General features: G+C 57.8%; 1 rRNA gene (only partly in view). It reads right to left on the bottom strand.

The annotated features are described in order from the left end of the window. Window positions 1-580 (bottom strand): 23S ribosomal RNA (locus CK485_RS29140) (it extends past both window edges: 2,528 nt to the left, 420 nt to the right).

Below are 580 nucleotides of genomic sequence, written 5' to 3'. Positions count from 1 at the left end.
TTTCAACCCTGGTGGGTTCGGTCCTCCACGACCTCTTACAGCCGCTTCAACCTGCCCATGGCTAGATCACTCCGCTTCGGGTCTAGAGCGTGCAACTCAAAACGCCCTCTTCGGACTCGCTTTCGCTACGGCTACCCCACACGGGTTAACCTCGCTACACACCGCTAACTCGCAGGCTCATTCTTCAAAAGGCACGCAGTCACGACACACCGAGCAAGCTCGATGTGCGACGCTCCCACGGCTTGTAGGCACACGGTTTCAGGTACTATTTCACTCCGCTCCCGCGGTACTTTTCACCATTCCCTCACGGTACTATCCGCTATCGGTCACCAGGGAATATTTAGGCTTAACGGGTGGTCCCGCCAGATTCACACGGGATTTCTCGGGCCCCGTGCTACTTGGGTGTCTCTCAAACGAGCCGCTGACGTTTCAGCTACGGGGGTCTTACCCTCTACGCCGGACCTTTCGCATGTCCTTCGCCTACATCAACGGTTTCTGACTCGCCCCACGGCCGGCAGACCGTGAACAAGAGATCCCACAACCCCGCACTGGCAACCCCTGCCGGGTATCACACCAATAC

This window comes from Streptomyces sp. ICBB 8177 (assembly GCF_003144095.1).
In the GTDB taxonomy this organism is placed as follows: domain Bacteria; phylum Actinomycetota; class Actinomycetes; order Streptomycetales; family Streptomycetaceae; genus Streptantibioticus_D.
The sequence above is the reverse complement of the archived record's forward strand: the minus strand, read 5'-3'. Positions and strand labels throughout refer to the sequence as shown.